The organism is Candidatus Sororendozoicomonas aggregata (genome assembly GCF_031528575.1).
Taxonomy (GTDB): Bacteria; Pseudomonadota; Gammaproteobacteria; order Pseudomonadales; family Endozoicomonadaceae; genus Endonucleibacter; species Endonucleibacter aggregata.
In genome coordinates, this window is record NZ_JAVLSP010000020.1 from 1 (window position 1) to 21,989 (window position 21,989).

22 protein-coding genes and 2 pseudogenes are annotated in these 21,989 nt (G+C 48.7%); 8 read left to right on the forward strand and 16 right to left on the reverse strand.

The window, feature by feature from the left end:
• Nucleotides 1-92 precede the first annotated feature (92 nt).
• From V4C51_RS05820 to V4C51_RS05875, 14 genes and pseudogenes are all read right to left on the reverse strand, one after another.
• Complete coding sequence (locus tag V4C51_RS05820) at nucleotides 93-914, reverse strand: hypothetical protein (protein WP_330925196.1); 822 nt, start codon at nucleotides 912-914, stop codon at nucleotides 93-95.
• 122 nt (nucleotides 915-1,036) lie between these two features.
• Entirely contained in the window at nucleotides 1,037-1,792 is a 756-nt protein-coding gene (locus V4C51_RS05825; protein ID WP_330925197.1) for an amino acid ABC transporter ATP-binding protein, read from the reverse strand.
• Entirely contained in the window at nucleotides 1,789-2,874 is a 1,086-nt protein-coding gene (locus V4C51_RS05830; protein WP_330925198.1) for an amino acid ABC transporter permease, read from the reverse strand. The genes V4C51_RS05825 and V4C51_RS05830 overlap by 4 nt, the downstream gene beginning before the upstream one ends.
• A gap of 4 nt (nucleotides 2,875-2,878) precedes the next feature.
• Entirely contained in the window at nucleotides 2,879-4,003 is a 1,125-nt protein-coding gene (locus tag V4C51_RS05835) for an amino acid ABC transporter permease (protein WP_330925199.1), read from the reverse strand.
• A gap of 36 nt (nucleotides 4,004-4,039) precedes the next feature.
• Nucleotides 4,040-5,059: an amino acid ABC transporter substrate-binding protein gene (locus V4C51_RS05840; RefSeq protein WP_330925200.1), complete on the reverse strand. Its 1,020-nt coding sequence runs from the start codon at nucleotides 5,057-5,059 to the stop codon at nucleotides 4,040-4,042.
• A gap of 267 nt (nucleotides 5,060-5,326) precedes the next feature.
• Nucleotides 5,327-5,623, reverse strand: a complete 297-nt coding sequence (locus V4C51_RS05845) for a hypothetical protein (protein WP_330925201.1) — start codon at nucleotides 5,621-5,623, stop codon at nucleotides 5,327-5,329.
• 171 nt (nucleotides 5,624-5,794) lie between these two features.
• Nucleotides 5,795-6,067: pseudogene (locus V4C51_RS17905) on the reverse strand (C2H2-type zinc finger protein); the annotation flags it as partial.
• 199 nt (nucleotides 6,068-6,266) lie between these two features.
• The gene (locus tag V4C51_RS05850; protein ID WP_330925202.1) at nucleotides 6,267-6,581 is read right to left on the reverse strand and encodes a hypothetical protein; all 315 of its coding nucleotides are present in this window, start codon (nucleotides 6,579-6,581) and stop codon (nucleotides 6,267-6,269) included.
• A gap of 186 nt (nucleotides 6,582-6,767) precedes the next feature.
• Nucleotides 6,768-7,025 (reverse strand): annotated as a pseudogene (locus tag V4C51_RS17910) (C2H2-type zinc finger protein); the annotation flags it as partial.
• Nucleotides 7,026-7,278: 253 nt separating this feature from the next.
• Complete coding sequence (locus tag V4C51_RS05855; protein WP_330925203.1) at nucleotides 7,279-7,812, reverse strand: DUF4765 family protein; 534 nt, start codon at nucleotides 7,810-7,812, stop codon at nucleotides 7,279-7,281.
• A gap of 504 nt (nucleotides 7,813-8,316) precedes the next feature.
• Nucleotides 8,317-9,090, reverse strand: coding sequence for a C2H2-type zinc finger protein (locus tag V4C51_RS05860; RefSeq protein WP_330925204.1), 774 nt, complete (start codon nucleotides 9,088-9,090; stop codon nucleotides 8,317-8,319).
• Nucleotides 9,091-9,239: 149 nt separating this feature from the next.
• Nucleotides 9,240-10,016, reverse strand: coding sequence for a C2H2-type zinc finger protein (locus V4C51_RS05865; protein ID WP_330925205.1), 777 nt, complete (start codon nucleotides 10,014-10,016; stop codon nucleotides 9,240-9,242).
• Between the two features lie 452 nt (nucleotides 10,017-10,468).
• The gene (locus V4C51_RS05870) at nucleotides 10,469-10,990 is read right to left on the reverse strand and encodes a C2H2-type zinc finger protein (RefSeq protein ID WP_330925206.1); all 522 of its coding nucleotides are present in this window, start codon (nucleotides 10,988-10,990) and stop codon (nucleotides 10,469-10,471) included.
• 209 nt (nucleotides 10,991-11,199) lie between these two features.
• Nucleotides 11,200-11,943, reverse strand: a complete 744-nt coding sequence (locus V4C51_RS05875; RefSeq protein WP_330925207.1) for a C2H2-type zinc finger protein — start codon at nucleotides 11,941-11,943, stop codon at nucleotides 11,200-11,202.
• Between the two features lie 149 nt (nucleotides 11,944-12,092).
• On the opposite strand from V4C51_RS05875, the gene V4C51_RS05880 reads away from it, so the two are divergent.
• From V4C51_RS05880 to V4C51_RS05915, 8 genes are all read left to right on the forward strand, one after another.
• Complete coding sequence (locus V4C51_RS05880; RefSeq protein WP_330925208.1) at nucleotides 12,093-12,707, forward strand: phosphoribosylanthranilate isomerase; 615 nt, start codon at nucleotides 12,093-12,095, stop codon at nucleotides 12,705-12,707.
• Between the two features lie 35 nt (nucleotides 12,708-12,742).
• Complete coding sequence (gene trpB / locus V4C51_RS05885; RefSeq protein ID WP_330925238.1) at nucleotides 12,743-13,927, forward strand: tryptophan synthase subunit beta; 1,185 nt, start codon at nucleotides 12,743-12,745, stop codon at nucleotides 13,925-13,927.
• 15 nt (nucleotides 13,928-13,942) lie between these two features.
• Nucleotides 13,943-14,743, forward strand: coding sequence for a tryptophan synthase subunit alpha (gene trpA, locus V4C51_RS05890; protein WP_330925209.1), 801 nt, complete (start codon nucleotides 13,943-13,945; stop codon nucleotides 14,741-14,743).
• Nucleotides 14,744-15,275: 532 nt separating this feature from the next.
• On the forward strand, nucleotides 15,276-16,226 hold the full coding sequence (gene accD, locus V4C51_RS05895) for an acetyl-CoA carboxylase, carboxyltransferase subunit beta (protein ID WP_330925210.1): 951 nt from the start codon (nucleotides 15,276-15,278) through the stop codon (nucleotides 16,224-16,226).
• Nucleotides 16,223-17,524 (forward strand): bifunctional tetrahydrofolate synthase/dihydrofolate synthase, encoded by a 1,302-nt coding sequence (gene folC / locus V4C51_RS05900; RefSeq protein ID WP_330925211.1) that lies wholly within the window; start codon nucleotides 16,223-16,225, stop codon nucleotides 17,522-17,524. The genes accD and folC overlap by 4 nt, the downstream gene beginning before the upstream one ends.
• A 23-nt stretch (nucleotides 17,525-17,547) precedes the next feature.
• Nucleotides 17,548-18,051, forward strand: a complete 504-nt coding sequence (locus V4C51_RS05905) for an SPOR domain-containing protein (protein ID WP_330925212.1) — start codon at nucleotides 17,548-17,550, stop codon at nucleotides 18,049-18,051.
• An 89-nt stretch (nucleotides 18,052-18,140) separates the two neighbouring features.
• Complete coding sequence (locus V4C51_RS05910; protein WP_330925213.1) at nucleotides 18,141-18,689, forward strand: cobalamin adenosyltransferase; 549 nt, start codon at nucleotides 18,141-18,143, stop codon at nucleotides 18,687-18,689.
• Between the two features lie 3 nt (nucleotides 18,690-18,692).
• Nucleotides 18,693-19,298: a cob(I)yrinic acid a,c-diamide adenosyltransferase gene (locus tag V4C51_RS05915; RefSeq protein WP_330925214.1), complete on the forward strand. Its 606-nt coding sequence runs from the start codon at nucleotides 18,693-18,695 to the stop codon at nucleotides 19,296-19,298.
• A gap of 120 nt (nucleotides 19,299-19,418) precedes the next feature.
• Here the strand turns inward: V4C51_RS05915 and V4C51_RS05920 are convergent, their stop codons facing one another.
• Entirely contained in the window at nucleotides 19,419-21,701 is a 2,283-nt protein-coding gene (locus V4C51_RS05920; RefSeq protein WP_330925215.1) for a hypothetical protein, read from the reverse strand.
• 41 nt (nucleotides 21,702-21,742) lie between these two features.
• Nucleotides 21,743-21,928, reverse strand: coding sequence for a hypothetical protein (locus tag V4C51_RS05925; protein WP_330925216.1), 186 nt, complete (start codon nucleotides 21,926-21,928; stop codon nucleotides 21,743-21,745).
• Nucleotides 21,929-21,989 lie beyond the last annotated feature (61 nt).

Consider the following 21,989-nt stretch of genomic DNA (forward strand, 5'->3'; position numbering starts at 1 on the left):
AGTCCCACTATTCTCCTCACAAAAGCGACTTTTTATCCGCCATTTCTCGCGGTCCTCGCTACGGGCAGACTTTTAAGACTGCTTCTAAGAATTCAGCCAAGGTTCGCTTTTATTTGCCCAGGGTTCGCTTTTATTTGCCCAGGGTTCGCTTTTTTTTGCTCATGATAAAAATCCAAATAGCCGAGCCTTTTCCAGTTTTGTCTATTTCGGGATCTTAGATATTTTTCAAATGTCCAAGGCAGGGTTGTTCTGGCATCCAACGCTAATAAATGGGCACTGGCATCGCCCAACACAGCTTGATAAGCAGAGATCACGAACATGGAGCAAGACATGCCACTAAAAGGAAGACGGCTATTTGTTAATTGAGAAGGCACATTAAGGCCAAACCCTTCATTATCTTCGGTTAAGCCCCTTAAATAGGAAACATATGAACGTGCGCCTGAGCCAAACCGGCTTGAACGGATAGAAGAAGTCGCGGCCGTTAACCAGCTAAAAGCATGGGGAACCGTTGGTATGCTCTTATTGTACGCTTTATCCACCCACTGTGTACCAGGATTATACATTGCCCAAAGCTTGGCGGTCTGCGCGACTTTCTCAGCATAGATCTGGTGATCAGTAGGGTATTTTAACCGATAGACCAAATAGCGAAATTCACTGTATTCGTAGGCCGATATATTGATGGGATTCATTACCAGCGCATTGGAATTTTTTTCACTTACATGGGCTAACCAGGGAATAAAACCTTGCTGATCTAAACTTTCCCCATCTGAACTTTCCCCATCTAAACTTCTGGTAAAATGAGAAACTATAGCCACATGGGAAACACTAACGTCATCTTCATAGTTAGACGCTTTTTTCCAGAATGGCTGATCGTAAAATACAATATCACCGAGTTTAAGTTCACTAAATTTCATTGGTTTCCCCTTGCGACAGCTTCTACATTATTTTCTGTGTTTCATTATAGGGGGCAAATGTCAGTAGTGTCGCAATTTTACTTTTTTTTATTCCTTCCCTTAACATTTATTGATATATATTTTCAAAGTATTTGACCAAGAAATGCTTTTGTTCGCTCCGAGGCTGGTTGAGTGAAAAACAAATCAGGCGAAGCCTCTTCAATGACCTGACCTTCATCCATAAATAAAACCCGGTCAGCGACCGTCCGGGCAAAGTTCATTTCGTGGGTGACGCAGAGCATCGTCATCCCGGCATTTGCCAGCTCTACCATAACATCGAGAACTTCTTTGATCATTTCCGGGTCAAGGGCTGACGTGGGTTCATCAAAGAGCATGACCTTTGGCTTCATGCATAAGCTGCGCGCAATAGCCACCCGTTGTTGTTGACCACCCGATAACTGTCCCGGGTATTTATCGGCCTGCTCGGGAATATTGACTCGCTCCAGATACGCCATTGCCTCCGCTTCTGCCTGCTTCACAGGCACTTTTTTGACCCAGATAGGTGCCAGCGTGCAATTTTGCAGCACGGTTAAATGAGGGAACAGATTAAATTGTTGAAACACCATTCCCACTTGCTGTCGGATTTTTTCTATCTGTTTAATATCCTGTGACAGAGGGCTACCATCAACGTTAATTTCTCCCCCCTGGTGCTCTTCCAATGCATTGATACACCGAATCAGCGTGGATTTGCCCGAGCCCGAGGGGCCGCAGATAACAATTTTCTCACCCTGAGCCACGCTGAGGTTAATATCCCGTAATACATGAAAATCGTCATACCATTTATTCAGCTGATTGATGGTAATAATGGGAGACTGCGTGAGCTGTTGCTGTTTTATCATGACACCTCCTGTTGTTTTTCCAGATGCTGGCTGTAACGAGAAAAAGCAAAGCAAAACACCCAAAAGACAAAACCGACAAACAGGTAACCTTCAACCGCTCTTCCGAGCCACAGGGGATCATTCAGCCCTGCCTGAATAATGGCCAGCGCATCAAACAGCCCGATCACCAAAACAAGGCTTGTGTCTTTAAATAAGGCAATAAAGGTATTTACAATGCCAGGAATGACCAGTCGCAATGCCTGGGGTAAAACAACCAGTAACATCCCCTGCCAGTATCGTAAACCCAGGCTTTGAAACGCTTCCGTCTGCCCTTTGGGGATTGCTTGTAAGCCACCACGTACCACTTCAGCCATATAAGCCGATTGAAAAAGCGCAATCCCGATAAACGCCCTGAGCAGTTTATCGAAGACAATATTTTCTGGCACAAATAATGGCAGCATCACGGAAACCATAAATAGCACCGTAATTAAGGGCACGCCCCGCCAAAGCTCAATAAAGGCAGTACATAACCCGCGAATAACCGGCATGCTTGACCGTCGGCCCAGTGCCAGCAAAACGCCTAAAGGCAGCGATGCCAGCATCCCCCCTATGGCCAGCAGCAGGGTTAACATTAACCCGCCCCACTGGTGAGTATCCACAACCGCTAACCCCAATACGCCCCCCGTGAGCAGCAAGGTACTGACAAATGGCATAACCAGTACACCATATCCCAGCACCCAGCCCCGCCGGGGCATTTTCGGTATAATGAGCCAGGCTATGACCAGGGCCAGTTGCAGAAAAAAAAGATCAACACGCCACTGTTGATCATCGGGATAAAACCCATAGATAAACTGATTCATGCGAGCGGTCACAAACGACCAGCATGCGCCGTCTCCGGTACACTCGGCACTGGATTGTCCGCGCCACTGGGCATCTGTAACAGCCCATTGCCAAAAGGCAGGCAGTGCCCAGGCCAGCATAACAAGAATCAACCCGGTTACCATGACACTGGCAGGACTGTTAAACAGGTTCTGTCTTAACCATCGGGCATACCTGTCAGAGGCAACGGGGCGAGCTCTGGCAGCTATTAACTGTTCAGCCATATACTTACCTCTCAACCAGAGCCATACGGCGGTTATACAAATTCATAAACACAGATACCAGCAAACTCATCGTCAAATAAACAGCCATGGTCATGGCAATGACTTCTACCGCCTGCCCGGTTTGATTGAGCGTCGTCCCGGCAAACACATTGACCAGATCTGGATAACCAATAGCCGTTGCCAGTGACGAGTTTTTGGCCAGGTTAAGGTATTGGTTGGTCAGTGGCGGAATAATCACGCGCATGGCTTGGGGTATTACCACCTTTGATAATATTTTACTGTCTTTTAATCCCAGTGCCTGGGCCGCTTCTGTCTGGCCTTTACTCACGGACTCGATGCCACTGCGGACCACTTCACCTATAAATGCCGCGGTATAGATGCTAAGTGCCAGCAGTAATGCGCACAACTCAGGCAATAACTGAATGCCGCCGGTGAAGTTGAAGCCTTTTAGCACAGGTTTTTCCAGCACAAAACCGTCAGTGGCTAACCAGAAGAGCCAGGGTAATGCCATCAATACCAGCGCTGCAACCCCTTTAAGCAGTTGTCCATGATCTTTCAATGCTGTTTTACGCAAACCCTGCCAAATAATCAGCATGGATAACGTGGCAAGCCCTAACAACCCGAATTGATGAACAGTGATATCAGGAACAAATAAACCGCGAATATTGATAAAGATGCTGTCACCCAGTGCCAGGCTTTGACGGGGTGATGGCAATACTGCCAGGACAGCAAAATACCAAAAGAGTATTTGCAGCAACAACGGAATATTACGGAATACTTCGATATAGGCACCCGCTAATCGTGCCAGCAACCAGTTAGACGACAATCTTGCAATGCCGATAAAAAAACCCAGCACCGTGGCCAGGATAATACCCAGAAAAGAAACCAGCAGCGTATTCAGTAGGCCCACCACAAAGGTGCGGGCAAACGTATGGGATTCGTCGTAGGGCACTAATGACTGAATAATGCCGAATCCTGCCTGCTGGGTTAGAAATCCGAACCCCGTGGTAATACCGCGACTTTCCAGATTGTTCAGCGTATTGTGTATAATCCAGCCACCAGCCAGCAGAAGCAGGGCAATGACTATAACTTGAATGAATAAACCCCTCAGGCGCACGTTTCGCCACATGCGCCCTATCTTAAAGACAGCTCTCATAAGCTGGCCTTATCGAATGGGCGGCGCATATTGCAGGCCGCCGTCACGCCACAATGCATTCTGACCCCGGCTGATTTTCAGTGGGGAGCCATCACCGACGTTATTGCTGAAAACCTCGCCATAATTACCCACCTGCTTAATGACACGGTATGCCCATTGATCATCGAGACCAAGACCAACACCTTTTGGCCCTTCCAATCCTAACAAACGCCTGACAGCCGGGTTGGTGGATTTTTTGTGGCTGTCAATATTACTGGAAGTGATGCCCAATTCTTCTGCATTGAGCATGGCAAACAAGGTCCATTTGACAATGTTGAACCACTGGTCATCCCCCTGACTGACCACCGGACCGAGTGGCTCTTTGGAAATAACTTCAGGCAGAACCACGGCCTCATCGGGTTTTGCCAACCGCAGGCGAAGGGCATACAGTTGAGACTGGTCGGAAGTCAGTACATCACATCGACCGGAATCAAACCCTTTAGCGGTACTGTCTGAGGTATCAAATACCACCGGTTTGAAGCTCATCTTGTTCTGGCGGAAATAGTCGGACAAATTCAGCTCGGAGGTGGTTCCGGCCTGAATACAAATAGAAGCACCGTCTAACTCAAGGGCACTGGTGACACCCAGGTTTTTTTTCACCATAAATCCCTGGCCATCGTAATAACTGACACCGGCAAAATTAAGGCCCAAAGACGCGTCACGTGTTAGCGTCCAGGTGGTATTACGCGACAGCACATCAATTTCACCCGACTGAAGTGCGGTAAAACGCTCTTTGGCGGTTAATGGAATAAATTTGACTTTATTTTCATCACCAAGGGTTGCCGCGGCCACTGCACGACAAACATCTACATCCAGCCCGGACCATTCACCCTCCGAGTCTGGGCTGGAGAAACCGGCCAGCCCGGTGCTGACACCGCAGGTCAGATATTTTCGTTCTTTGACAGAGTCCAGTGTACCGGCCAGTACATTGAAAGAAAGGGCGCCGATCAGTGAACTCGTTACTAGTCCCTGAACACATTTTTTTATCATAATTCAGCCTTTTTTTATAAGTAAATTAACAGCTTGCACAACAATACCGTTAAACTGCATGAAGATGCAACACCTCGAAGTTTAAAGCGGCGTTTTCAGGGTAGTTGTCCCGATAACCAAGTTGAAATAGCCCCAAAAAATCAAGCAGTACTATAAACGCTGCCCCATAAATAATGGGACTATTAAGGTATTGTTCACACACTTTTATGTGCTGCAACCACTGATAAAAGCGTGTGAACACACCCTGAAAGTCGTGAATTGAAGGCGTTAATCTGTTATGTCCGGTAAGTCGAAAAGGTTATATGCCGGGCCGAAATCTATGCTCTCCACACCCACATCACCTTTATAAACAACATATGTTGTTAGAATTTCGTCGTCTTTGCTATCAAACTGAGGCAACATAGGATCAATCTCACGACTTGGGTTGATAGCTGGAGCAACAGATTGTTTTTGCCTGACGGCTGTAACAACTGCCGCTGGATGCCGCTGCTCAGTGACTGTGACACTGGCTGTTGGGGTTGTTATGCTAGAGAAAGTGGTAACAAGTGTATCACTTATTTTCATTTCATGGGTTGTGCAGATGGCGAATTTTCCATCATCTAGCTGTTGTATACTTGTGTTTAAGGCGTTAGAAGAACCGGGACATATCAAACTGTGCCTTTTGAGATTACTCGTTCGCGCATAATTTTTCCCGCAGGTGGGACAGATGTATAATGGCCTGGTACCCGAATGAATTGTCATATGCCTTTTGTAGTTCGACCGCGTCGCAAAAGCTCTATCGCATTCTTCGCATTTGTAAGGTTGCTGGCCTGAACAGCTGTTTATGTGTTTTGCGAGACCGCTGCTATCCGCAAAACCTTTATTGCAGTTGGGGTTGGGGCATTTGTAGGGTTTCTCACCTTTATGAAGTCGCAAGTGAATTGTCAGGCCGGTCGCACGTGTGAATTCTTTCGCGCAAATTGTGCAGATATGTTTTTTCTTAATTTTAGGCACGGCATGTTTAGGCATAATATCACCCTTTTAAGCAGAAACCGCATTTCTAGCTCATGGCCTGAATTTTATAGCGCTTTCCCATTGATAAGTAATCAAAAAAATTGATGTTGGCACAGTGTGATGTTGAGCCCGATAACCTCTATCGGGAGATAGGCACGTTGACGGTGGCGGACGATTTTTTCTTAGATTAGAGCAGTGGCTTTTTACTCGACAGCTACACCTCCGGCATGCCCGGTATCTCGGGAAGGCTATCTTCTGGGTCGAAATCTATGTCACCCATATCCAGATCACCGGTATAAAAAACAGATGTCGTTGGACTATCGTCAATTGGATCATCGAACTGAGGCAACATAGGATCAATCTCTGGGCCTTCAGGCTCTGGGATGACATTTGCGGCAGAAGCGTTTGATTCTTCTTGCTCAACTGTGGTAACTAAAGCCCCTCGATGCTGTTGCGTAGTAACTGTGGCACTGCCCTCAGGGCCTGTTATGCGAGAGAATCTTAAAACAAGACCATGACTTATTGTCACTTTATAGGATGTGCAAACGGCGACCTTCCCATTGTCTAGCGGCTGTAAGGTTGTCTTTATGGGGCTAGACGTAGGAGTACTATCAGGTTTACAGTTTTTTGAACTCTGGTGCCTGGTGAGATGGTGCTTCTGTGAAAACCTTTTCCCGCAGATTAAGCATGCATGAGGTTTAACACCTGTATGGATTCGCATGTGTACTGAGAGATTTCTTGGATCAGTAAAACACTTACCGCACTCGGTGCATTTGTGGGGTTTTTCACCAGTATGGGTTAGCTTGTGTTCTGTGAAACTGTTCCTACGTAAAAACTCTTTCCCGCAAGTTTCGCATTTGTATAATTTAATACCTGCATGGCTGAGCATATGGGTTTTGAGATGGTACGCTCGTGAAAGCGATTTCCCGCAAACTTTGCAGATATGTTGTTTCTTAACGTTAGGTTTAGGCACGACATTCTCCTTTATCGCAGAAAGCGCGTTCCTGGCTAATGCTTTGAATTCCAGAGATATCCCATTAAGCAAAAAATTGATGTGAAGCTGCTTGGGGGAGCATCTCAGTGAGCCAATAACCAAGCGTGATGGCGACGTTACGTCTTGCGCATGACACTTATTTGAGAAACGCTAGATAAATTTTGAAAAAAAGTTTCGATTAAAAACGTCTCTCATCCATGAGACAATCCGTTAAAACAATTATCTGTGTCCGTTATGAAGCATTGATGAAAGAAGGCTCAGGAAACCCTAACGTTCGATCCACCTTCTCAATCACCGTGACTGGCGCTGAGGCATTACAAACCCAACCACCTTCGCTCCCGCTACCTTTTGCCAGATACTGGCTATTGATGAAGACCACAACAAGCCAGTGGCGGAAGCTGAAGCCCAGGTTCGGGTTAGTGGTGAATTCAGGCAGAGAGCTTCCAAAGGCGATTTGCGTTCTCACAGAAGCTTCACCAGGAGGCTTGGTGTCACATTCTGGCGCAATGCCTCCAGCAGAGCCATTCTTTTCAATATGCGCAACCCTCTCTGCTGTCGTGCCTCGCCATAGCACAACGTCAACATCTAATCCCTGGCAGACGGCCTCTGCTACTTCACTTTCACTGGTCGGCTGCGTCAACTTGTACTTGATTGCTTCGTTGAAGTTATCCTCAACGACATTTCTCTGGGAATGGTCCTTTATATTCCCATTCATGTAGTAATTAGGATTTCGCGAGAAATCGGTGGTAAATAATTTACCTGTCATTGCGTTCTCCTGGTCGTCAGGGGAGTACTTCAACGCACGCTTCGCGGCGCCGCCATCAGCCCTGGGAGCCTGTCCGAGAATAGCGCCCGTAGCGAGGATGGCAGAAAATTGAGGATAAAAAGTCGGAAATTTTTAGTGAATAGTGGTTCTATTTGCTAAAAATTTCCGACTTTTTAGACCAATTTGCTGCCACCGCAGTAGGGTAGTCTATTCTCGGACAGCCTCCTAGAAAAAGGGTCTGGAACCTAAGCACGATTCTCACAAGTGCAGACGCCCTCGCGAAATGCATGCTCGGCAGTGCTGGTTTAGTATAGACGGCTTGTCTTTTCTTAACGTTTTTACATGTTGCCGGTTGAGGCTAACCCGGATATTTCATGAACTTCCCTGAAGATCGCGAAGAACCTTGTGGCTCATGAAATAGTGAGGCTTTTCGGGTGCGTGCCGGGTTGTCTGTTATTAAAATGGTAGCGCCTTAGCCTCGACCAGTGGCTTTTTACTCGACAGCTACACCTTCGGCATGCCAGGTATCTCGGGAAGGCTATCTTCTGGGTCGAAATCTATGTCACCCTCTATGTCACCCATATCCAGATCACCGGTATAAAAAACAGATGTCGTCGGACTATCGTCAATTGGATCATCGAACTGAGGCAACATAGGATCAATCTCTGGGTCTTCGGGCTCTGGGATGACATTTGCGGCAGAAGCGTTTGACTCTTCTTGCTCAACCGTGGTAACTTCAGCCCCTCGATGCTGTTGCGTAGTGACTGTGGCACTGCCCTCTGGGCCTGTTATGCGAGAGAATCTTAAAACAAGACCATGACTTATTGTCACTTTATAGGATGTGCAAACGGCCACCTTCCCATTGTCTAGCGGCTGTACGGTTGTCTTTATGGGGCTGGACGCAGGAGTACTATCAGGTCTACAGTTACTTGCCCCCTCCTGGTGATTGATGAGATCCCGCTTACGTGAAAAACATTTCCCGCAGATTGAGCATTGATGTGGTTTAATACCTTCATGGAGTCGTATATGTCTTGAGAGATTGCCCGGCTGGCGAAATCTCCAGCCGCAGTATCTGCATCTGTAGGGTTGTTCACCGGTATGGATTCGTTGGTGTCTGTCTAAATTAGTTTTATCTGCAAATTTTTTCCCACAGGTGGTGCATTTGTAACGTTTAATACCTTCATGGCCCCGCATGTGATTGTTGAAATGGTCCGAACGTGAAAGTGATTTCCCGCAAATAGCGCAGATATATTGTTTCTTAACTTTAGGTTTAGGCACGACATTCTCCTTTCTCGCAGAAAGCGCGTTCCTGGTTAATGGGTTGGATTCTAATGAGCTTTCCCATTAACAAAAAAGTTATTCGAAATTTGGTTGAGTCTGTAGACGTCATTCGTCAATTTGTTGTTATCGTCGTGTATTAGCACAGATTAATTCGTCATATCTGGCATGCCCGGTATCTCAGGAAGGCTATCTTCTGGATCGAAATCTATGTCACCCTCTATGTCACCCATACCCAAATCACCGGTATAAAGAACAGATGTCGTCGGACTATCGTCAATTGGATCATCGAACTGAGACCACATGGGATCAATCTCCGGGTCTTTGAGCCCTGGGGTGACATTTTCAGCAGAAGAGGTTGGTTCTTCTTGCTCAACCGTGGTAACTACAGCCCCTCGATGCTGTTGCGTTGTGACTGTGGCAGTGCCCTCTGAGCTTGTTATGCAGGAGAATCTTAAAACGAGATCATCACTTATTATCACTTTATTGGTTGTGCAAACGGCGACCTCCCCATTGCCTAGCGGCTGTGTGGTTGTCTTTATGGCGCTGGACGAAGGAGTACTATCAGGTATACATTTACTTGACCCCTGGTGATCGATGAGATGGTGTTTACGTGAAAAACATTTCCCGCAGATTGAGCATTGATGTGGTTTAATAGCTGCATGGAGTTTCATGTGTGTTGTGCAATTGCTCCGATCGGCAAATGTCTTGCTGCAGAATTTGCATTTGTAGGGTTTTTGACCGGTATGGGTTCGTAGGTGTTTGCCTAAATTACTGCCTGTTGTAAATTCTTTCCCACAGGTGGTGCATTTGTAACGCTTAATACCTTCATGGCCCCGCATGTGATTGTTGAGAAGATCCCCACGTGAAAGTGATTTCCCGCAAACTTTGCAGATATATTGTTTCTTAACTTTAGGTTTAGGCACGACATTCTCCTTTCTCACAGAAAGCGCGTCCCTGATTAATGGGTTGAATTCTAATGAGCGTTCCCATTAACAAGCAAGCATAAAAATTAATTTTAGCAGGGTGTGATGTCGGGCTTGATCAACGACGCTGAGGTTTCGCTCATCAGTATTTACGGTGGTGAGAAAAAGTTATTCGTCAATGCATTTTGATCGTCGTGTATTGGCACAGATTAATTCGTCATGTCTGGCATGCCCGGTATCTCGGGAAGTCTATCTTCTGGATCGAAATCTATGTCACCTATATCCAGACCACCGGTATAAAAAACAGATGTCGTCGGAACATCGTCAATTTGGTTATTAAACTGAGACCACATAGGATCAATCTCTGGGTCTTCAGGTTCTGGGATGACATTTGCGGCAGAAGCGTTTGATTCTTCTTGCTCAACCGTGGTAACTATAGCCCCTCGATGCTGTTACGTAGTGACTGTGGCAGTGCCCTCTGGGCCTGTTATGCGAGAGAACCTTAAAACAAGACCATGACTTATTGTCACTTTATAGGATGTGCAAACGGCGACCTCCCCATTATCTAGCGGCTGTACGGCTGTCTCTATGGCGTTGGCAGTATCAATACTGCCAGGTATACAGTTTTTTGAGTTCTCGTGCTTGGTGAGATGGTGCTTATGCAAAAACCTTTTCCCGCAGGTTGAGCATTTATGCGGTTTAACACCTGTATGGATTCGCATGTGTGCTAAGAGATTGCTCGGATCGCTAAAACACTTACTGCAGGACGGGCATTGGTAGGGTTTTTGACCGGTATGGATTCGTAGGTGTTTACCTAAATTACTGCCAGTCGTAAATTCTTTCCCACAGGTGGTGCATTTGTAACGCTTAATACCTTCATGGCCCCGCATGTGATTGTTGAGAAGATCCCCACGTGAAAGTGATTTCCCGCAAACTTTGCAGATATATTGTTTCTTAACTTTAGGTTTAGGCACGATATTCTCCTTTCTCTCAGAAAGCGCGTTCCTGATTAATGGGTTGAATTCTAATGAGCGTTCCCATTAACAAGCTAGCATAAAAATTAATTTTGGCAGGGTGTGATATCAGGCTTGATCAACGACGCCGAGGTTTCGCTCATCAGCATCTACGGTGGTGAGAAAAAGTTATTCGTCAATGCGTTTTGATCGTCGCGTATTGGCACAGATTAATTCGTCATATCTGGAATGTCTGGAATGTCCGGTATGTCAGCAAGTATATTTTCTGTGCCGAAATTGATATCACCCGTATAGAAAACAGAGGTTATCGGACTATCGGTATTTTTTGTATCGAACTGAGGCCACATAGGATCAACCGCAGGATCTTTGAGTCCCGGATTGGTATTTATAGTCGCAGGAGGGTTTGGTTGTTTTTGCTCAACCGTTGTCACCACAGCGCCTTGGTGGTGTTGCGTAGTGACTGTGGCACTGGCGTTTGAGCGTGTTATATGAGAGGCAGAGAGAACAAGCGTATCACTTATTTCCACCTCATGGGTTGTGCAAATGGCAACCTCGCCATTGTCCAGCGGCTGAGTGCTTGTGCTGATGGTGCTCGACGAACCACGGCATGTCATACTGTGTTCTTTTTGGTCGTGGAACCGCGCGTAACTTTTCCCGCAGGCACCACATTTGTAATGTTTTTCCGCGGTATGAATGAGCGTATGTCTATTGAGAGTACTTGACTGCGTAAAACTTTTCCCGCAAATATCGCATTGGTGGGGTTTAACCCCTGTATGGGTTCGTTCATGTATTCTGCAGTTGCCCGATTGCGCAAAACCTTTCCCGCAAGTTTGGCATTTGTAGGGTTTTTCCCCTGAATGCAGTCGCATGTGTGCGGTGAGATAGTCTGATCGTAAAAATGTTTTCTCGCAAATAGCGCAAATAAATTGTTTATTCATTTCAGGTTTAGGCACGACATTCACCTTTTTATTAGCGTAATTAGCATAAAGAACATGCTTGGCTGATTATCTACAAGCGTCGGTAATGCATGCTTGGCAGTATTGGTTTAGTATAGATGGCCTGTCTTTTCTTCCGTTTCTTACCATTTTGCCGGTTGAGGCTAATGACTCGAATCAAAATTTGCGGCATCACCTCTGTCACTGACGCGCTGGTCGCCACGGCCAGCGGCGTTGATGCGGTAGGGTTAGTGTTTTACCCAAAAAGTCCACGCTGCGTGACCGTTGAACAGGCCGCTGACATCGCTCAGGCAATGCCGCCTTTTACCACGCTGGTGGGTCTGTTTGTCAATGCCACGGAGCGAACCATTCAACAGGTTTTAGACCATGTGCCCCTCGGTGTTTTGCAATTTCACGGTGACGAGTCAGAAACTCAATGCAATCGCTGGAGCCGTCCTTATATTAAAGTTTTTCGGGTTCGTGCCGGTTTGCCTGTTGCTGAAATGGTAGCGCCTTACGCCTCGGCCAGTGGCTTTTTACTCGACAGCTACACCCCTGGCGTGCCCGGAGGCACCGGTGAAGCCTTTGATTGGGGATTAATTCCTGATAATCTCGGTAAACCCGTTATTCTGGCGGGGGGACTGCATGCTGGCAATGTGCGGTTAGCCATTGAAACCGTCCAACCCTATGGGGTTGATGTCAGCAGCGGCGTGGAAGCCCACCCAGGTCATAAGGACAGTGGTAAAATCAAGGCCTTTATAAAAGCAGTAGGTAGAAACTAGTGGATCAGCGTACACTGCAAGAATCCTTTTACGCCATGCCCGACGATACCGGGCATTTTGGTCAGTTTGGCGGACGCTACGTGGCCGAAACCCTGATAAGCGCCATTGAAGCGCTGGAAAAAACTTACAAAGTACTCTGGCATGACCCTGCCTTCCAAGCTCGCTTTGACCGTGAGCTGAAGCACTATGTGGGACGGCCTTCACCCCTTTATCATGCCGAGCGTTGGTCAAAGACATTAGGCGGTGCGCAAATCTACCTGAAGCGTGAAGACCTTAACCATACAGGTGCCCACAAAATCAACCATGCGCTAGGTCAGGCGCTGCTGGCCAAACATATGGGAAAAACCCGCATTATCGCCGAAACCGGTGCCGGTCAGCACGGTGTTGCCACAGCGACCGTGGCAGCCAGGTTGGGGATGGAATGCCATGTGTACATGGGCGCTAAAGATGTCAAGCGTCAGGCACTGAACGTGTACCGAATGAAACTGCTCGGCGCGGAGGTGATTCCGGTAGAAAGCGGCTCAAAAACCCTTAAGGATGCCATCAATGAGGCGCTGCGTGACTGGGTAACGCACCCTGATGACACCTTCTATATTCTGGGGACGGTTTGTGGACCACACCCATACCCGCAAATGGTGCGTGACTTCCAGAGCATTATTGGCCGGGAAGCGAAAGCACAATGCCTTGAGCAAACGGGGCGCTTGCCTGACGCGCTGGTAGCCTGTGTCGGGGGTGGCTCCAATGCCATGGGGTTGTTTTATGAATTCCTGCAAGACAAGGCGGTCAGACTTTATGGCGTTGAAGCCGGCGGGTTGGGTATTGACAGTGGCAAGCATGCGGCCAGGATGGCCTCAGGCAAACCAGGGGTGCTGCAGGGTAATCGTACATACCTGATGACCGATGAGTCCGGTCAGATTGTCGAGAGCCACTCCGTCTCGGCAGGTCTCGATTACCCGGGCGTCGGTCCTGAGCACAGCTATCTTAAGGATATTGGCCGGGCTGAATACGTGTATGCCACCGACAGTGAGGCGTTGGCAGCATTTCGTGACCTTACCTTGCTGGAAGGAATTATGCCGGCGCTGGAAACCTCCCATGCCCTGGCCTATATAAAAAAGCTGGCGCCAAAAATGCGTTCTGATCAAACCCTGATTGTTAATCTCTCAGGCAGGGGTGACAAGGATATTCATACCGTTGCTGAGATTGATGGCATTACTGTATAAGGAATAGAGACAACCATGCGTATCAAACAGTGTTTTGAAAAGCTGGAAGCCATGCAACGTAAGGCATTGATTCCTTATATTACCGCTGGCGACCCCCACCCGAACCATACTGTGACCATTATGCGTGAATTGGTAGCCAGTGGTGGTGATATTATCGAGCTGGGCTTCCCGTTCTCGGACCCTATGGCCGACGGGCCAGTCATTGCCGAGGCCCATGGGCGGGCCTTGTCACACGGCGTTACATTGCTTGACGTTTTTGCCATGGTAGCACGCTTCCGGGAAACAGATAATGTCACGCCAGTGGTACTAATGGGCTACCTTAACCCTATTGAAATGATGGGCTATGGCGAGTTTGCGGAGCGCGCCAGGGCCGCGGGCGTGGATGGCGTGTTGGTGGTAGACTTGCCGCCGGAAGCAGCGGGTCGCCTGAAAGACGTATTGGCGCATTGCAGGCTCGATATTATCAACCTGATCGCGCCCACTACGCCAGACCAGCGGATCGAGAAAATCTGCGCTATTGCCAGTGGTTATTTATACTATGTCTCTTTGAAAGGGGTAACCGGTTCTGCCAACTTGGATGTGGATGCTGTGTCAAAACGGGTGAAGCATATCAAACGCTTTACGGATTTGCCCGTAGGCGTTGGCTTTGGTATTCGTGATGGCCAGACAGCAGCGACGATTGGTAAGATAGCTGACGGCGTGGTAGTGGGTTCTGTATTGGTATCTGCCCTGGCTGAATATGCTGACAAGGGTGATGCTGTTATTTCTCAGGCAGCCAGGGCGCTGGCTGAAATGCGAACCGCGATGGATACGTAAACGACTATGTAATCTTAGCCCGGATATTTCATAAACTGCCCTTAGAGCCGCAAGGAGCAAGCAAGGCCAGGAGCATGTTTATGAAATATCCGGGTTAGTAGTTATGAAAACTATACCCGTGTCGTCCTTGGGAAGGCGAAGACTTTCTGACGAGGTAGACTCCTCCCTTCGCGATAGCGGGCTGTGGGCGTTTTCTGAAATGCAGCTACCCTGGGAGCCTGTCCGAGAATAGACCGCGCTACTGCGGTTTCGATAAATGGGTCTAAAAATTCCTGCTTCTTCATCAAATAGCCCCGCTATTCTCCTCAGAAGCAGAAATTTTTATCCTCAATTTCTCGCGATCCTCGCTACGGGCGCTATTCTCGAACAGGCTCCTAGGCGGTAAGAAGCAACATTAAGCTGCTTCTAAACGGTATAACATAACCGCCCCCAGAGCACCCTCTGGGGGCGGTTTTTGGCATTATGTTACACATTAAGCATAGAGAATCTGTGTGTCAGGTTCACTGCTTTCCTCAATCAACAGGATTCGCTGATGAGCAACTGGTTAGTCGATAAACTCATCCCCTCATTGTCCCGGGTCGCCAATGGTGAGCGCAGCAGTAATGTGCCGGAGGGGCTCTGGCGAAAGTGTGTCAAGTGTGATTCAGTGCTCTATCGCCCTGAGCTTGAACGTAATCTTGATGTATGCCCCAAATGTCATCACCATATGCGGATTAAAGCACGTGTCCGTCTCGACTACTTTCTGGATAAGGACGGCAGGGAAGAACTGAATGCCGATATGCAGCCTGTGGATAAGCTCCGCTTTAAAGACAGTAAAAAATACCGGGATCGTTTGAGCGCGGCACAAAAAAACAGCGGAGAAAAAGATGCCCTGGTGACGATAAAAGGGACGCTCCAGGGGAGACCGGTGATAACTTGTGCTTTTGAATTCAGTTTTATGGGTGGCTCCATGGGATCGGTTGTGGGCGAGAAATTTGCCTTGGCGGCGGAGCGGAGCCTTGCGCGGAAAATCCCCTTTATCTGCTTTTCTTCCAGTGGTGGCGCACGGATGCAGGAAGCCCTGTTTTCCCTGATGCAGATGGCTAAAACCAGCGCGGTACTGGAGAAAATGAAGCAGGCGGGTATTCCCTACATTTCAGTGATGACAGACCCCTTGTATGGCGGTGTATCTGCCAGTCTGGCCATGCTGGGGGATATCAATATCGCTGAGCCAGAGGCACTGATAGGCTTTGCCGGTCCGCGGGTTATTGAGCAGACGGTTCGTGAAAAGTTGCCTGAAGGCTTTCAACGCAGTGAATTTCTGCTTGAACACGGTGCGCTGGATATGATTGTGGCGCGAAAGGATATGCGAGACACCCTGGCCCGGTTGCTTCGTAAGTTACAGGGTGTGACCGAGGAGGCGGACTCCTGTTTTACAGAAGCAGTCCCGGAGAATCAGGAAGCCCCAAGCCCTGATGAAAACGAGGAAGCCATCAGATCATGAGTAATGTTGTACCAGCTGAAGGCTTTTCAGCCCTGTCGCAGTGGTTGCGCTGGTTGGAGAATACTCACCCTGAGCAGGAAATGGACTTCGGACTGGATCGTATCCGTGTTATTGCTGAAGTGATGGGGTTACTCAGACCGTCCCCCTTTGTCATTACAGTGGCTGGTACTAATGGCAAAGGGTCTACAGCGGCTATTCTGGAAGCTATCTTGCGGGCGAATGGTCATACTGTCGGTGTGTTCACTTCGCCCCACTTCCTACGCTTTAATGAGCGTATTCGCGTGAACGGTGAGGCAGTGGCGGATCAGCCGATTTGTGAGGCTTTCAATGCCATCCATGCCTGTCGCGGGGCCACGGTTTTAACCTACTTTGAAAACGCTTTTCTGGCAGCGCTGTATTGCTTTGCGCTCCAGCCGTTAGACTATCTTATTCTGGAAGTAGGACTCGGTGGCCGGCTCGATGCGGTGAATGTGATTGACCCGGATGTGTCGGTGATGACGACAATTGGACTCGATCATCAGGACTACCTGGGGTATTCCCTGGAGGCCATTGGTAAAGAAAAAGCCGGTATTATGCGCGAGGGGCGGCCAACTATTTATGGTGATCAGTCCATGCCCTTCAGTGTCCTGGAAAAAAGCCTGGCTGTTAAAGCACCGCTTTTTCGTCGGGGGCATGAGTTCAGGGTTGAGCAAAAAGGTGAGCAATGGTTCTGGTCTGGGCAATCGGCTGAGGGTGGGCGTATTGAACACAATGGCCTGCCATTGCCAGCGCTTGAGCTTGACAATGCCGCCACCGCATTACAGGCTCTTCAGTTTTTGCCGATGCCGGTAACAAGAACGTCCATTGAAGCAGGACTTAAAGCCGTGACGCTTGTGGGGCGCGCGCAAAGGCTGCAATGGCGTAATGCCTCCGGGCAATTGATTGATGTCTTACTGGATGTTTCCCATAACCCACAGGCCGTTGAGCGCCTGGCCAACCAGCTAAAGCGTGCTGACGTGACGGGAAAAATACATGCTGTATGGGCAATGTACAGTGACAAAGATCATGTCAGCGTGATTGATTTGTTGTCGGCGCAGATTCATCGCTGGACCATTGCCGCACTTGACTCTCCCCGGGGGTTATCCGTGGCGGCGCTCGGTGGTGCCCTGTCTCGCGCGCAGGCTTTGATTAATACGGCCAGTGATGTGGTCAGTGGTTTTCACCAGGCAGTGAATGAGGCAGAACCGGGAGACCTGGTGCTGGTAGGCGGCTCTTTTATGACGGTAGCTGCCGTGATGTCACTGGTTGAAAAGAACTGAATTAAACGATTTGGGAGTGCAACGTGAGTCAGGGATTGAAGCGACGTCTGATTGGAGCCATTGTCCTGGTGGCCGTGTTGATTATGTCCGCTCCGGCATTATTCCATGGAGGGAATAGTCATCCGTTGATCGTTGCTGACATGGTGCCACCGAACCCGACGCCTGCGGAGCCTGCCATTGTCAAGCAGCTCGACACCCCAGCTGATCCAATCAGCACAGAGGTCATTGCTGAAAAGCCTGTTGCTGACCCCGATGAACAGCCCGGTTTGGATAAGGAAGGGCATTTGAAAGCCTGGTCGTTACAGGTCGCTTCCTTCCTCCAGAAAAAAAATGCGGCGGTTTTGCGGCAAAAGCTCCTGTCAAAAGGGTATAACGCCTACACAAGAAAACAGGTGAGGGAAAAGCGAAGTCCGCTTTATCGTGTTTATGTGGGGCCACAAGCGCGTACTGACGAGTTAAAAGCAGCACAGGCTGATCTTGAGAAAACCATGGGATTAGCAGGGATTATTGTCCGTTACCAGCCATAATAGCGCCAGCCGATTAATGGCAGGCTCGCTATTTGCTGGCGTCGTTCACTTGATCTGACCATTAACGATTTTCATAACCCGAGAAAACCATGCCCTTAAAATATTCCGGTGATATCCGCGAACTGTGCTATCCCTTTATTTACGAGCACTCTCCCCTGTGCGATTTCGAGATCATCACCGATGAACTGTGCGCCACGGTGGGTGGGATTATTTCTGAACTTGAAGGTGAGGACCGCTTTACGGATCTTATTGATTTTCTCACCCTGCTCCAGCCTAAAATCTTCCACCTCAATGCTTCTATCCGGGGTAAACAAGCGGTGTTTGAACAAGACATCCAATGGCTGGCCGGGTATTTTGATCACTATCAACAAGAGATTGACGGCCAGATCAACGGCTTCATTCTCCCAAGGGGCGGGCGAGCGGTTCAACTGCTGCACAGCTGTCGTTCACAATCCAAAAAGGCCATCCGCTTTATGGTCTTTATTGACAAAGAAGGTCACCATGACGTACCCGATGTGTTACACCGGTTTGCCAATAGGCTGTGTAACCTGTTTTTCCAGTTAACCGTTGTGATTAATCGCCGCTCAGGCATTATTGAGCCAGATTACACCAGCAAAAGTTACGGCAAGGGGATATAAACAATGAGCAGTCATAAAGAACCTGACCGCCTGTCTACAATTTACACCCGTACCGGCGATAAAGGCACCACCAGCCTCGGTGAAGGCACCCGTGTCGCCAAAACCCACCCTCGTATTGAGGCCATTGGCGCAGTGGATGAACTCAATAGCTGGGTCGGTATGCTGGTACAGGAACTCAAAGACACTTGCCCTGCTGACGATAAACTGCATAAGCCCATCCAGACACTACAGCATCGGCTCTTTGATGTGGGTGGTGAGCTGGCTATGCCCGGCTATCAAGTAATTCAGGCGCACTTTGTCACTGAACTGGAAACCACCCTTGATGAATTTAATAAAGAGCTGCCACCACTAAAAAACTTTGTCCTGCCTGGCGGCTCACGTTTGGCGTGCCTGTGTCATATGTGCCGCACCGTTTCCCGTCGCGCTGAACGACAGGTGATTGCTGCCAAAGAAGCGGGTGAAGCCATCAATGCGCCGTTATTACAGTTTCTCAACCGGCTTTCTGATTTACTGTTTGTACTGGCCAGGCACGCTGCAAGGCAATGGGAAGGCGAAGTTTTGTGGGAGCAGTCAGAAAAACAAAAAACCGGCAACCGGGCAAACACCTGAAATACCAGACGGTGAATTCGTTAAAAAGCTGTCGCAAACCCTGTTGTGAGCTGCGACCGCCAATGAAGGTCGCCTGCTTTGCGCTTTTTACAAAAGGCCACGAACAGCTTCCAGGAAAATCTACGGGGCAGACAAGCGCTGTTTAATGGCGTCAATTTTATCGCCAAAACCTCTGCTGTGGTAAAAATCCCTCACACTTGTCAGAGAGCCATTTTCTATGTTTTCTATCAGCCATTGGAACAGCGCCTTTCTTTCTGAAAAATCCTTATCATCCGGCAGGGGTATTTTTTCCCAACTCTCAGCAATCTGGCAAAACGTTTCCCACGCCATTGCCTCAACAGCCTTAACCAGGGCGTCACGGTACTCACTTTCGTAATCGTCCCACTCCAGGCTGTTTATTGCCTGGGCTATCTCGTCATCGATGGTTTCTACATTATCAGCATCAAGACGTTGACCTGTTTTTTCTTCGAGCACCCGACAGGCCGCTTTTCGGTAAAGGGCTTTGCTCCACCTTTTTTCTATGCCCTCCACTATTGTATCGGTGGTCATTACCTCCGCTTGCTGCATCGTCATAATGATCACTCTTTCGAGCTTGTCCACAGCCACCCAGTGTGCCTGGTTTGTTTTCGCGGCTTTAAGTGAGACGTCTTTTTTAAAAGAGCCGCGCTCTACTTCTTTGTGGGAAGGGTGCATGTTTGTGGGGGGACGTCCTTTTTCCAGCAACTGCCTGAATGCTTTTTCTTCACGGTCTTCATCAATGGCTCCTGAACTGTTGAGCAAGGGGGGCCCACTAACTTCTGCTTGATTTGCCACTGCCAGCCTGGACAGTGAATTCAGCTCACCTTCTCTGTTTATCAACTCCCCCAAGGCATCCCGGTCTTCATCCCCTTCCTCATCTTCATCAAGAACGCGAGCATAATTCTGATAAACGGCTGTTAGCTCCTCATCATCGGAGTCAGAATCATTCCCTGAAAGCGCTTCGGCATCCTCTAAAGACCCATACCCGCTATCCTCGCCATCAGCGTCACTACCGGAGTCGCTATCCTGTTGAGGTGAAGGGGAAACAGACACCAGAGGTGGCTGAACCCAAGTATCCCCTGCATCAATCAGCTCTTGAAAAAGCCCGCTTATGGGGCGCTGATGACTGAGACCCACAATTGCGGCAGGTTCACTGACCTTCAGGTAGCCAATCCGCTTGCTCGCCATCAGGCAGCGTTCCAGCTCATCTCGCGCCCTGACACTTTTCTCTGGGTTAAGCTGCATCCACCGCTTTACCAGGGCTTCAAGTTGACGGAATTCGGGCGAGGCGGTTTTCAATGTGGGTTGTTTTTTTTGCTGCAGGTGGACTATTCGCGCTTCTACTTTCAATACGGTATCGAGATGTTTTTTCAAGCGACGCTGTTCACCGAGATGAGCAAGCTGCTCTATATCCTCAAAATCTTCCTGCCACGCTGACGCCTTTGGCCTGACTTCCACGGCGGTATCCTGTTTTTTTACGGTCGGTTTTTTTCGGGTATCAGGTGATACATGCCCGTTTTCGTGCCGTGTCCGTTTGATCGGTTCTGGTCGTTTTTTCCGTGGCGGTAAGACTGAATCATTACCATGGCTTTCTCTTTTACCCCTTTTTGGTTGAGTGACCGGCTCTGGGGCCGATACTTTTTGATCATGTCTGAAACGGGCAATGTCATTTTGTTTAGCAAAAGTGATAGCTTCCTGAACGGCCTCACTCGCTGTTAGCTCAACAGAAAGCACACCTCTGTAGGCAACACCCCGATCAGCCTGGCGTCCGTGCATTATTTCAGCGATGCTTCGTTTTTTTTCTCCATGCTTCAGGGTCTCGGGAACCTGCTCAATCGGGATTATCCGACAAAGGTCTTCATGGGTTATACTGTCACCGCCAAGCAACAACGCCGCCAGTTGATCCCTGAGGGCAACACCTTGTTCCGGAGGAATATCCTGCCAGTCAGTGAGCGTGACATACAAGTCTGCCAGGTGGGTTTGCAACAAAGTCTCTTTCTCATGACGTGCGAGGCACCTTGCCTCCATGGCAATAGCCTCTAGTTTCCTTAAAAAACTGACATGCTGAAGTATCGCTTTACGCGTTAAAGGGACAGGTTTATTGCCTGTAAACAAAGCTGGGCAGTGAACAGGCCTTTTTTGCAGCTCAAACCGTTGGTTAGCGCTCACTCTCCGTGCAGGCTCAGGTGCCGCCTTTCTGCCAAGTAAACGCTTTTTATCAAAGAAGGGCTTCCCGTGGGAAGCCAGCCTCGTTTTCGACCCGACAGCAGCCTTTACATACGTGCCTGCCCAGACCCCAACGCCTGAAAAAACCCCCCCACCTTCCTCACGGTGCTTGTGAAATGCTTCTTGCGCGACAACCCCTGGCCTTATTGAACCCCCCATAATTCCCCCCGGACGTATACCAATGGTCAATTCTAACTGCGCTATTGTGCTGACAACCTGAACACTTGCCCTTCATTGCCGCCGTTCAGCTTGCCATGCTCATTACGGTAGCCAGAAAAAGCTATTGAATAATTTGTTAAGCGAACCGTTTTCCCCCAACTATCGGCTGGCGCTAAAAAACCTGCACCAACACGCCACATTAAGCGCCCACGCCAGTCCCATTCCATCCAATCGCCCCCTTCAGGCTTTTTGCCAACATCACCTTATCTGTTACACTTTTCACTTCGG